General features: G+C 43.8%; 9 protein-coding genes. 8 read left to right on the forward strand and 1 reads right to left on the reverse strand.

Annotation, left to right across the window (positions count from 1 at the left end; translation table 11 throughout):
• The first annotated feature begins 4 nt into the window (after positions 1–4).
• The 8 genes from ACZ42W_RS18115 (at position 5) to ACZ42W_RS18150 (ending at position 10,422) form a co-directional block, all read left to right on the forward strand.
• Positions 5–1,279 (forward strand): ArsB/NhaD family transporter, encoded by a 1,275-nt coding sequence (locus ACZ42W_RS18115; protein WP_464166663.1) that lies wholly within the window; start codon positions 5–7, stop codon positions 1,277–1,279.
• A 237-nt stretch (positions 1,280–1,516) separates the two neighbouring features.
• Positions 1,517–3,610, forward strand: a complete 2,094-nt coding sequence (locus ACZ42W_RS18120) for a glutamine synthetase III family protein (protein ID WP_464166664.1) — start codon at positions 1,517–1,519, stop codon at positions 3,608–3,610.
• 173 nt (positions 3,611–3,783) lie between these two features.
• Entirely contained in the window at positions 3,784–5,388 is a 1,605-nt protein-coding gene (locus tag ACZ42W_RS18125) for a sigma 54-interacting transcriptional regulator (protein ID WP_464166665.1), read from the forward strand.
• Between the two features lie 203 nt (positions 5,389–5,591).
• Positions 5,592–6,944 carry an amino acid permease gene (locus ACZ42W_RS18130; protein ID WP_464166666.1) on the forward strand — a complete coding sequence of 451 codons (1,353 nt, stop codon included), beginning with the start codon at positions 5,592–5,594 and terminating at the stop codon, positions 6,942–6,944.
• A gap of 292 nt (positions 6,945–7,236) precedes the next feature.
• Entirely contained in the window at positions 7,237–8,619 is a 1,383-nt protein-coding gene (locus ACZ42W_RS18135) for a tryptophanase (RefSeq protein ID WP_464166667.1), read from the forward strand.
• Positions 8,620–8,747: 128 nt separating this feature from the next.
• Positions 8,748–9,632: a pyridoxal 5'-phosphate synthase lyase subunit PdxS gene (gene pdxS, locus ACZ42W_RS18140; RefSeq protein WP_464166668.1), complete on the forward strand. Its 885-nt coding sequence runs from the start codon at positions 8,748–8,750 to the stop codon at positions 9,630–9,632.
• Between the two features lie 80 nt (positions 9,633–9,712).
• Entirely contained in the window at positions 9,713–10,090 is a 378-nt protein-coding gene (locus ACZ42W_RS18145; protein WP_464166669.1) for a RidA family protein, read from the forward strand.
• 56 nt (positions 10,091–10,146) lie between these two features.
• Entirely contained in the window at positions 10,147–10,422 is a 276-nt protein-coding gene (locus ACZ42W_RS18150; protein WP_464166670.1) for a hypothetical protein, read from the forward strand.
• 218 nt (positions 10,423–10,640) lie between these two features.
• Here ACZ42W_RS18150 and ACZ42W_RS18155 read toward each other — a convergent pair whose 3' ends face one another.
• A complete protein-coding gene (locus ACZ42W_RS18155) occupies positions 10,641–12,869 on the reverse strand; it encodes a cell wall-binding repeat-containing protein (RefSeq protein ID WP_464166671.1) in 2,229 nt (742 codons plus the stop codon).
• Between the last annotated feature and the right edge of the window lie 363 nt (positions 12,870–13,232).

A 13,232-nucleotide genomic window follows, 5' to 3' on the forward strand; every position in this document is an offset into this window, starting at 1 on the left:
TCTTATGACGCTCATACTAACCTGTGTAATTTTCCTAGTCGCCTATACTTTTATTGTCTTCGAGAAGATTCCTCGTGCCGTTGCAGCGGCCTCTGGTGCAGCACTCCTCGTCCTGTTTGGAGTTTTATCACAAGAAACTGCGATTCATCATATTGATTGGAATACACTGGGTCTCCTCATAGGGATGATGATTATTGTCGATATCACCCGACGCTCTGGTGTCTTTGGTTTTCTGGCTATCTGGGTTGCTAAAAAGGTGGGAGGAAATCCCACCAAACTTTTGCTAGCGCTTTCCTTACTCACTGCTATATTATCTGCTTTTCTCGACAATGTAACCACGGTTCTTCTGATTGTCCCTGTCGCTATTGCCATTGCTGATACCTTGAAAATTAATCCAACTCCCTTTCTGCTCACTCAGATTCTAGCCAGTAATATTGGTGGAACAGCTACCCTCATTGGGGATCCCCCTAATATTATGATTTCCGGACCTGCTGGACTTTCCTTTGGCGACTTTATCCTAAACTTAGCTCCTCCAGTAATTATTATTCTCGCCGTTACACTCCTTGGCTTCTACTTTGTCTATCGCCGCGAATTAACTACGGATCAAGAGTCAATTGAACAGTTGATGAAACAAAATGAATTAGACTATATCAAGGATTGGGCTTTACTGAAGAAGTCTCTTCTCGTTCTTGGATTGACTATCCTTGGTTTTATTCTCCATTCTGTTCTCCACGTTGAGAGTGCAACGATTGCTCTGACAGGCGCGATGCTCTTGATGATCCTCAGTCACGAAGAGCCTGAAGAGGTATTTTTAGCGATCGAATGGCCTACAATCTTCTTCTTTGCCGGATTATTTATCTTGGTCGGAGGACTTGTTGAAGTGGGAGTTCTTGACCGAGTTGCCAATTGGAGCATAGGCTTAACCGGTGGCGATCCCTTCCTGATGGCCATACTCATCCTCTGGATTTCCGCAATCTTCTCTGCCTTTGTGGATAACATTCCCTTTGTGGCAACCATGATTCCACTTATTCAAAAACTAGGGACCCTCGGTGATTTCGGCCCTGAGGAAATAAAGCCCTTGTGGTGGGCTTTGGCCCTTGGTGCTTGCCTCGGTGGAAACGGTTCCTTAGTCGGTGCCTCAGCCAATGTTATTGTCGCAGGAATTGCTGAGAAGAATGGCTTACCTATTACCTATAAGCAGTTCTTAAAAATAGGTTTTCCCTTTATGATTGTCTCGGTAATCATTGCAACTGGATACATTCTTCTGAGGTACTATTAAGCTGTTCCGCCGTTTTCGCCACTTCTAATTGCACTAGCCGTTTGTTCCTTAGATGCGCTCACTAATATTTTGTTAATCTATTTTGCAAGTCAATTCTTGAGTTTTTTCAAGAAATATGTTAGCCTATCAATAAGGCTTTCGAAGAGCAAAGGCGCTCTTTAGAGATTTCTGATCAAGGGAATCCTATTGAGGGCCTTTTTCTGTTTTTTGTTAACAGAAATTAGGGAGGAAAATGAGATGGATATCTTTGGACTGAACGTTTTTAATGACGCGGCAATGAGAGAACGACTACCCAAATACACGTATAAAGCATTACGAAAAACGATTGACGAAGGACTGCCTCTTAAACCAGAGATTGCTGAGGTCGTCGCTAATGCAATGAAAGACTGGGCCATTGAAAAAGGGGCCACGCACTACACCCACTGGTTCCAACCTATGACAGGTTTCACAGCGGAAAAACATGACTCCTTCATTTCCCCAACTGACGATGGACGCGTCATCATGGAGTTCTCCGGCAAAGAGCTCATCAAAGGGGAGCCCGATGCCTCCTCCTTCCCGAATGGGGGAATACGTTCAACCTTCGAAGCTCGAGGTTATACAGCTTGGGATTGTACTTCACCTGCCTTTCTGCGTGAAGATGCAGGAAAGGTCATCCTCTGTATTCCTACCGCCTTCTGTTCCTATACAGGCGAAGCTCTCGATAAAAAGACCCCGCTTCTTCGTTCCATGGAAGCACTTTCTAAACAAGCCCTACGTATCGTCCGCTTATTCGGAAATACCTCCAGTACTCGAGTCACCGCTACCGTAGGGGCTGAGCAAGAGTACTTTCTATTGGATAAAAAATATTATCAAAAGCGCCTGGATCTCATGCTGACTGGCCGCACTCTCTTTGGAGTCCTCCCCCCTAAAGGACAAGAAATGGAAGATCATTATTTTGGCAGTTTCAATGAGCGTGTATCTGCATTTATGCAAGAACTTAATATTGAGTTATGGAAACTAGGTGTTTCCGCCAAGACTCAACACAAAGAAGTTGCTCCTGGTCAATACGAAATCGCCCCTATCTTTGCAACCACAAATATTGCGACAGATCACAATCAACTTATCATGGACAGCTTGCACAAAGTGGCCGATCGTCATGGTATGGCTTGTCTTCTACATGAGAAACCCTTTGCTGGAGTTAATGGCTCGGGTAAACACAATAACTGGTCCTTAAGCACAAACGAAGGGGTCAATCTCTTAGAGCCAGGAAAAACACCGCACGAGAATGCTCAATTTCTTACCTTCTTGTCTGCTGTTATTAAAGCAGTGGACGAATATGCCGAGCTTCTCAGAGCCTCAGCTGCTAATGTAGGAAATGATCACCGTCTCGGAGCTAACGAAGCTCCTCCAGCTATTATCTCAATTTTCCTTGGCGAACAACTTTCCGATATCATTGAGCAATTAAAAAATGGTGGACCGAAGATTTCTAAGCAAGGGGGTAGTTTGACCGTCGGAGTGAGTACTCTGCCCTCCTTACCCAAAGATTCGACAGACCGCAACCGTACTTCTCCCTTTGCCTTTACTGGAAACAAGTTCGAATTCCGCATGGTCCCCTCTTCCCTCTCTATCGCAGGGCCAAATGTGGTGATTAATACAATTGTCGCAGAGATTTTATCTCAGATAGCCGATCGCCTCGAAAAGGCAGAGGACTTTCATCACGAACTTCGCTCTATTCTTAAAGAAATCGCCTTGAAGAACTCTCGGGTTATTTTCGATGGCAATGGTTATTCTGAAGAGTGGGTTAAGGAAGCCGAAGTGCGCGGATTACCTCATATGCATTCGACTGTCGAAGCCATTTCCGCATTAATTAGCGACAAATCCATTCAAGTCTTTGAAAAGCATGGGGTTTTCAGTGCGACAGAACTTCATTCCCGGTATGAGATTTACTTGGAACAGTATTCCAAGAGTATTAATATCGAAGCTCAAACCATGATTGATATAGCGAAGAGGCAAATTTTTCCTGCAGTGATGCGCTATGCTACTGAGCTTGCCCAATCGGTTAACTCGATTCGTTCTGCCTACGCTGAGGCTGATGTAACGACCCAAACCACTTTGCTACAGGAGATTTCTTCCCTTCTCAAAGAATTTAACGAAAAGATTAATACACTCCAAGACGTCACAGCGAAAGCTAGAGACCTCCACGGAGATGCTAATCGTCAAGGGATATATTGTCGCGATTTCGTCTTCACTGCCATGAACGAGTTACGGGGTGTCGCGGATAAGTTAGAAGTACTGGTAGATTATGAACTTTGGCCACTTCCTTCTTATACCCAAATGCTCTTTATGCTGTAGAATTCTAAAAATAATTTGTGATAGAACGTGTTCCCCTAAGCTAGCGAAATTTCGCTAGCTTTTTTTACATACGACTCAGCTTTATTGAATGGGTCTTCCATGGTAATATTAAATGGACTGTATATATTGTTTTTTTCGACTATTTATACAAGGATTAGAAAGGGTGAAAGGCATTGGAAGTCCTCGAGTTTGTTGTCCGTATCGAATTCGCCGATCGACCAGGGTTAGGCTATGATATTTTTCAGCGTTTCGAGGCCAATCATATCGATAAAGTCGGTATGGAAGTCGCTCCTGAGCTGGGGATGATGATTAAATTCCGGTGTTCTAACAAGCAAGAAGTCGAAATCCTTATAAAAGACCTTATGAACGTTGATGGAGTTATTTCTGTGGAACTTCGTGACCATATGCCCTATGAAGAGCGGGAACAGGAGCTTCAAACGATCTTAAACTCAGTGAGTGAAGGAATTGTTGCCATCAATAAAGAACACAAAATTACGCATATTAACGAAGTTGCTGCCCTTATTTTTCATACCACACGAGAAGAAGCCCTTGGACTCGATGCTGAGATCTTATTTGGGGCGAATCCACCGATTCTCGAGACACTAGAATCCGGGATATCTTATAGTCTAAAAGAACGTAAAATTCGTCGAAACAACACATCGATTCACATCCTAACGAGTGGTGTCCCCATTCTTAATGATAAAGGCCATATTATGGGCGGAGTCATGACCATCAAGGACTTCCGTCAGGTCGAAGAAATCCTTTCAAAGGTCGACCTAAAATCCCAAACCGTAAACTTTAATCGGATCGTTTACCAGAGCAACCGCATGAAACAACTTGTTGAGACCGCAAAAATGGTGGCTAAGGGAAGCTCTACGATTCTTCTCCGTGGAGAGAGTGGTACAGGGAAGGAAATGTTCGCAAAGGCAATTCATGCGGAAAGTCCCCGTTCTCACTCCTCCTTTATACCGATCAACTGCGCCGCACTACCCGATACCTTGCTTGAGAGTGAACTGTTTGGCTATGAGGAAGGAACTTTTACTGGAGCGACCAAGGGAGGTAAGAAAGGTCTCTTCGAGCAGGCTAGTGGAGGCACCCTCTTTCTCGATGAGATCGGCGAAATCTCTCCACACGTACAGGTTCGACTTCTCAGAGTCTTACAAGAAGGAAGTATTCGGCGAGTCGGCGGGGCAAAAGAAATTCCGGTTGATGTACGGATTATTGCTGCAACCCACCGTAATTTAGAGGAAATGATTGGGAAGGGACAGTTCAGGGAAGATCTCTATTATCGTCTAAACGTGATTCCCTTGAAGATTCCTTCGCTTCGCGAGAGGCCTGAGGACATCCCCCTCATCGCTCAATCGTTGATTCGTAAAATATCGAGTAAACTTGGCAAATCTGAAATCCACCTTACGAAAGAAAGCCTGGAGTTACTTGTTTCCCAGCCATGGCCTGGCAATGTTCGTCAATTAGAAAACACTCTTGAGAGAATCATTAATATTATCCACACTGCTGAAATCAGGCCCGATAATTTCGCCGATTGGACGGATTTAACCCCCAAAAAGCCCCCTGTGAACCAAGAGATGGATTCTACATTAATTAAAATTCCCGTGTATGACAATTGGCCAACTCTAAAAGAGATCGTAGCTGAAGTTGAACATCAAGTTTTACTAAAAGTGTTAGAAAAACATCATTCCTCACGCAAAGCGGGAAAAGTACTGGGGGTTTCTAATACTACCATTCTTAACAAAATGAAAACTTACGGAATAGGTGAGTAAATCTTTCTCCTAAGTCATATCCTTAGAAAAGTGACAAGTCTTCTTATCAATTGATAAAAATACTTGTCACTTTTTCTTATCATTCTATCTATTTCTCCAACTTACCAATAAGGGAATGCTTACTTTTTGACTTTGGCATAAAACTTGCAATATTTTGAAAGAGGTATTCATCACTACATTTTTTACTTGAAAGGGGATGTCTTATGAGCACACAGGAACACAATATGCAGAGGGGCCTTAAGAATCGGCATATCCAAATGATTGCCCTCGGTGGAGCAATTGGCACAGGTCTGTTCTACGGTTCTGCAGAAACAATCAGGTTAGCCGGTCCCGCGATCACACTATCCTATTTAATCGGTGGTTTAGTTATCTTCTTTATTATGAGGATGCTCGGAGAGATGTCCGTCGATGAACCTGTCTCAGGTTCCTTTAGCCACTATGCTTATAAGTATTGGGGAGAGTTTCCTGGTTTCCTCTCCGGATGGAATTATTGGTTCAATTATATCGTCGTAAGTATGGCCGAGTTAACGGCCGTGGGCATCTATATCAATTATTGGTTCCCAGATATTCCACACTGGGCCTCAGCATTAGTCTTCCTCGTGATTATTACACTCGCTAATCTCGTCAACGTAAAAATGTATGGTGAATTCGAATTCTGGTTTGCTATTATCAAAGTGGTTGCAATCCTCGGGATGATTATTTTTGGTTTATTCCTTATTTTCTCCGGAATTAATGGACAAGCCACTGGCTTCAGCAATCTTTGGGCTCATGGCGGATTTATGCCCAATGGACTCGGAGGATTAGTACTGTCCTTAGTGGTGGTCATGTTTAGTTTCGGTGGAATTGAGCTCATCGGAATCACAGCAGGAGAAGCAGATAATCCGAAGAAAACCATTCCAAAAGCAATCAACCAAGTCATGTGGCGAATCCTCATTTTCTATGTAGGTGCTCTTTCTGTCATGATGATCATTTACCCATGGAACCAAGTCGGTGTAGATGGAAGCCCCTTTGTTCAGATCTTTTCTAAAATGGGTATTCCTGCCGCTGCAACCCTTCTTAATGTCGTCGTTCTGACCGCCGCCCTTTCCGTATATAACAGTGGCATCTATAGCAATGGTCGTATGCTTTATAGCCTAGCAAAACAGGGTAATGCACCCAAACTCTTTGGGAAACTGAACAAAAACGGAATCCCTGTCGCTGGAGTCTTAGCCTCCTCTGCTCTCACCTTAGTTGCAGTCATCCTCAATTACCTGATTCCTGGAAAGGTCTTTATGTATCTGATCTCGGTTGCAATCATTGCCGGGATCATCAACTGGACCATGATTATTATTACAAACCTCAAATTCCGTAAAGCTAAAGCAGCTCAAGGAGAACTTGATAAGATTGAGTTTAAAACTCCACTGCACCCTTATACTAACTATATCTGTTTTGCATTCCTTCTCATGATTGTGGTTCTTATGACCACTATGGAAAGCATGAAAATGGCTGTATATGTACTCCCCGTCTGGTTACTCATTCTTTGGATTGGATTCAAGGCTAAGAAATCTGCTCGTTAAATCATATATATATAGAACGAGAAGCGTCCTGAAGGGGCGCTTCTCGTTTACTGAGATTTATTCAATAGATACTTTACTGGAGTGAAACAAGGATGACAACACCGAGAGGACAATACTATTGATAAGAATTCTTCTCACAATCAAGCAAACTTGTCAACTTTTCTTATCACTTAACGTATCGAGCCTCAAGTAGTGCATCTTTTCGGCACCTTCAAACGTTGGCACAGAAATTGCAGTTCACGTAATACAGATTCACAACATCATCTAGGCATTTAAAGGAGGATAAACACTTATGGTTAGAAAAGCAGAACCCTTCCGCATTAAAATGGTAGAACCGCTCCGCATGATTTCTCGCGAAGAGCGTATCGAAAGATTAAAGGAAGCAGGTTACAACCCATTCCTTATCAAAGCAGAGGATGTCTATATCGACCTTCTTACAGACTCCGGTACTGGTGCAATGAGTGACCAGCAGTGGTCAGCTCTCATGCTCGGAGACGAAGCCTATGCAGGAAGTAAGTCCTTTTACAAAGTGAAGGATGCCGTTAAAGATATCTTCAACTATAACTATGTCATTCCCACTCACCAAGGACGTGGAGCAGAGCAAGTCCTCTTCCCCCATCTTATGGGACACAAAGGTCAATATGTCTTAGGTAACATGCACTTTGATACCACCATGGCTCATATCGAGTTGAATGGCATGATTCCTGTAAACCTCGTCATCGAGGATGCCTTTGATACCCAAAAAGAGCATCCCTTTAAAGGGAACTTTGATCTCGTTAAGTTAGAAAACTTCATCGTAGAAAAAGGTGTCGAAAATATTGCCTTCATCATCGTCACCGTCACCTGTAACTCTGCAGGCGGTCAACCTGTCTCCATGGAAAACGTCCGTGGTGTCAAGAAGATTGCCGACAAGTACGGCATCAAGATTAACATGGACTCTGCTCGTTATGCAGAGAATGCTTATTTCATTAAAAAGCGTGAAGCTGGCTACGCTGATAAGAGCATCAAAGACATCATTCGTGAAATGTACTCCATGGCTGACTTCCTTACCATGAGTGCCAAGAAGGATGCCATCGTAAACATGGGTGGAATGATTGCGATTAAAGATGACGAAGAGCTTTATCAAGCCGCTTCAACGAGCTGTGTGCCTATGGAAGGATTTGTTACCTACGGCGGCCTTTCAGGTCGTGATATGGAAGCGCTCGCGGTCGGCCTTCATGAAGGATTAGACGTTGATTATCTTGAGAGCCGCATCGGACAAGTTGAATACCTCGGCGAAGAACTCCGTAAGCGTGGTATCCCTATCCAATGGCCTGTCGGAGGACATGCTGTATTCGTCGATGCCGGTAAATTCCTACCTCACATTCCAGCAGATCAGTTCCCTGCTCAAGCACTCTGTAACGAAATGTATATCGAAGCGGGTGTTCGCCCAGTCGAAGTAGGCTCCTTGCTTCTCGGCCGCGATCCGCTCACGGGTGAACAGAAAAAGGCCGATGTCGATTTCATGCGCCTTACAATCCCCCGCCGCGTCTATACGGATCGCCACATGGATGTCGTCGTGGATGCTCTCGCAAATATCTGGGAGCGCCGTGATCAAGTAAAAGGCTTAGAATTCACCTATGAGCCTAAAGTTCTCCGTCATTTCCTTTGCCGTCTAAAACCTATCGAAGGCTAGACTGTTAACGTAGTTTATTCTGCACTCTCAACTGAGTTAAATTCAACACGTTTATTAAGGGCACGGTGATTCACATCACTGTGCCCAGCTTCTGTGCCAACTGGCGTAAACAAAAGGAGGAGTTAACCATGGCCGAGAGAGGTACCTGGGGTCTCAAAAAGGGATTAGCCGAAATGCTTAAGGGCGGAGTCATTATGGATGTAACGACTCCCGAGCAAGCAAAAATCGCGGAAGAAGCAGGCGCCTGTGCCGTCATGGCCCTCGAGCGTGTCCCTTCAGATATCCGTGCAGCTGGTGGGGTAGCCCGTATGGCTGATCCCACGATTATACAACGGATTATGGATGTCGTAACGATTCCTGTTATGGCAAAAGCTCGGATAGGACACTTTGTAGAAGCTCAGATTCTTGAAGCGCTAGGTGCAGATTATATCGATGAGAGTGAAGTTTTAACCCCTGCTGATGATGAGTTCCATATTAATAAACATGAATTCACCGTGCCGTTCGTTTGCGGCGCCAAAAATCTAGGGGAAGCGCTCCGACGCATTGGGGAAGGAGCTGCTATGATTCGTACTAAAGGGGAACCTGGTACAGGGAATGTCGTAGAGGCGGTTCGACATATGCGTATGGTGATGAGCGAAATTCGTCGTCTGCAGAATCTACCGAAAGAAGAGTTAATGACCGTAGCCAAAAACCTGGCTGCACCCTATGATCTTGTCGTCCAGGTCGCCGAACTGGGACGTTTGCCTGTCGTTAACTTTGCGGCCGGTGGATTGGCAACTCCAGCCGACGCTGCCCTCATGATGCAACTCGGTTGTGATGGAGTCTTTGTTGGTTCTGGAATATTCAAATCCAAGGATCCAATGGCCCGTGCAAAGGCAATCGTTACTGCCACCACCCACTTCAAGGATAAGGATATTCTCGCGCAAGTATCAAAAGATCTCGGGGAAGCCATGCCTGGTCTTGAAATTTCAACATTGTCCAAAAATGAGAGGATGTCTGAGCGCGGTTGGTGATATAATAAAAGAGCTATAGAGCAAAATGTATAAATATGAATAAGAAACTCTCAGAGAAGAGTTTCTGCAGGAGGTTCGCTATGACAATTAAAGTTTTACACACCGATAAAGCACCAGCGGCCATTGGCCCTTACTCACAAGGTATGCACGCTGGGAATTTGGTCTTTACTTCCGGTCAATTACCCCTTAACCCAGAGACCGGAGAATTGGAAGCTGATATTCGAAAAGCAACTCAGCAGTCCCTTGAGAATATTCGAAACATCTTAGAAAGCGCTGGGACTTCGATGGACAGGATTGTTAAGGTCGTTATTTTCCTCAGAGATATGAATGACTTTGCAGCAATGAATGAAGCTTATGGCGCCTATTTCCCTACGAATCCACCAGCACGCTCAGCAGTACAAGTTGCCCGCCTCCCTAAAGATGCAATCATTGAGATTGAAGCCATTGCTTTAGCTTAAGTGAATTAATAACCATAACTATTCTCACCCCGACGCTTATCTGTCGGGGTTTTTCTTTGGAACATACCGCTCATCAGCTAGCACTTTATGATGGAGCACTCAAGACTGAATTCGATGTGGAAGAAGGAAGCGAACATTTAGCTAATTTCCTCTTCTCTTGTCAAGCAGAAATGAAAATGGCACTCCAGGCCATGGGAAAAACGACAGTCACCGATTTAGGTAGAGATGACCTGGTCTGCCTAAACTCTGAGCTCGCTCGGAATCTACAGATAGGTTATGTTGGAGAACCCTCCGCTACGAATTGGGGAACGGCTCCTCTGGCGGCAAGATAATCATAGGGAACAACCCCCGTTCGTTCCGAAGGAGGAAGAATCCTTCCTTTTCGGATTACACAGGGGTTGTTCCCTACCTTTATCTAGATTAACTTTATGATGAAGACACCTAAGAGGCTGAGTGCGACTCAATTCAAATTCTGTCAGGCATCGGTTTCTAGGCATATAAAAAAAGGAGGGTAACCCCTCCTTTAAAGTACTCTTATCTAATTATTCTCTTATTCGTTCGTCGTTGCTGCCTCTTTAACGAGAACTTGTCCTTCATACGTGGCTAGAACTTCGCTTTCCTTATCTTCTGTAGCTACAGTTAGAACTTCCAAAGTATAGTTATAGGTGCCAACCTTATTAAAGGTTGTCTTGAATTTGCTAGCTCCGCTGATGAAGGGGAAACCTCCCTGTGGGCCATAGAGAGCACTATTATTCTCATCCAAAGCTAAATCCTTATAGGTTCCGTCGTTCTCAAGGTACTGGATCGCAATATCATTTTTTTCCCCATCTGTTAAGATCAGCTTAACAAGGACTTTAGTATTTGCTGCATCCGGAGTAACTACAAAACTATTGGGTGCAGTTGTTACATCGTACTCTGCAGTCTCTCCAACCGTTAACTCGCTAGCAAGTCCTGAAGCGATCGCTGGAGCCGCAAGGAGTTTACTATCTCCCGTCAATTGAGTATTTTGAACTGTAAATTTACGTCCATCTTGGTACTCGATCGTGATAACTGCTTTGCTCGGGACATCCTCAACGGTTCCATTGAAGTCACCGTAAGTCCAATAGCCATCAGCTTCAAAAGGTCCATCGATGTTAAAGGGTGTAGAAAGTTGCTTGCCCGTTAATTCAAAGAGCTTAGCGTTTTCCTTACGAGTCGCCGTATTCGTAGCCAATAAAGTGTCGACTTCTTTATCATCCGTTTTATACAAGCTCACTTCAATGCTTTCCAAATCAGCGGGATCCTTATCTTGTAAAGCGAACCCTACATTATATCCGTTGACACCGGATACTTGCATAACTCCAAAATCTTGGGGTTTCACATGGTTTAAAGCTTCCTTGTTTAAGTCACCTGTATTTCCTGTCACGTTTGTATTTTCAACCTGGTATACACTTCCATCTAGGAAAGTAACCGTAATTACAGCCTTCGTCGGAACGTCAAGGATCGTACCGTTATATTGTCCATACGTCCAGTAACCATCCACAGTAAAGTTTCCATCAATATTAAACGGTGTGGAAAGTTGTGTTGCTGTAGGGTAGGAATTAAAGAGTTTATTAAGACTTACATTTTTAGCGAGAACTGACTCGCCTTTATAAAGGGTCACTTCTACTTTGTCTAAGTCTCTAGCTGTCTTCCCACCAACCAGTTCAAACCCGACACTATAACCGTTTACTCCAGAAAACTGCATAACACCGAAGTCTTGAGGACGAACATGATTATAGGTCAAAGCCTTATCTGTTACGACAGTAGAACCACCTAAAGCGACAATATTGTTACCCTTCAACTTCGGAAGCAAATAATTCTCTACTTCCTTACTGAGCTCATTATCTGCCAAAACGATAGGAGAATTGGTTTGGGCAGCAAGAGAAGAAACGACTAATGCATCCACGAGGTGCTCATCTTGACCATTAGCGACAAAGACCTTATCATATTGTAATTCAGGGAACTTCTTTAACACTTCTAGATTTGTCGCAAAACGATCTTGTCCGAAGATTCGATTCTTGCTTTCGCCATCTTTGCCAGGAAGTTTGTCATAGATTGCCTCACTAATGAGGGCTTCTCCACCTAAGACATAGGTTTCTTTCACTTGGCCTTCAATGCTCGCAAGGTAGTCTGCTTCAACCTTAGGAAGTCCATCTTGATCTGCCAACAGAATCGGCATATTCTTTGCAGCGGCAATTGAAGCTACAGAAAGTGCATCTGCATAGGTGTAAGCAGTTGTGACCATAATACCGTTTACATCTTTTAGTTGCTCAGCGATCTTCTTCGCAGTCTCAAAACGATCCTGTCCTCCTAATTCACCCTTAACCGTAATATTCAACTCATTATCTTCAAAGGCTTTGATCAACGCGTCTTTCTTAATCACGCCACTTACAGTATAGACCTCTTCGACTCCGAGAGTTTTAAGAGCTTCTACAGTAGCATTGGGAATCGTATTCCCTTCAGTTAAAAGAATAGGTGCATCAATTGACTTTGCAAAGGGTGCCGCGGTCAATGCATCAACCAGGTTTTCATCCATCCCAGGCGCTAAGATAGCGACCTTCGAAGTCTCCCAACCTTGCATTGCTACATTAGCTGCTGTCTCATAACGAGTTGCTCCATAAAGACGCTCAACAGAACTCTTTGTTTCACCTGCTGTAGTGCCAGTGGTATTAGCGAATACTGCTGCCGGGAATGCTGTTCCTAGAATCATGGTTGCAACGATAGTGCCAGATAAAACACGAGCTCTCGACTTTTTCATTAATGATTTTTCCCCCAATAATAAAATAATTTAATCCGCAACGACGAAACAAGTTACTTCGGCTCCTTATGTAACTCAATCTGATATACTTGCCGTTTTCGTTACTTCAATATGATGATACAGCATCGAGTATATGAATTCATTAGGTTCTTGATGGTAATTACTCATTCACTATGATTACTAATGATTCATTCCTAAAATATTTAAGCAGATTATACTATTATTAGGAACATTTTCCATGATGCTGAATAATCTGCAGTAGAATGACTCCCATTCTAAATAGCGGGAGGGAAAATAATGCCTCTTTTTTCGCAACCTTTACAAAACATTCAACCTATACAAAACATGCAACCAATACGCACT

The organism is Desulfitobacterium elongatum, assembly GCF_055378975.1.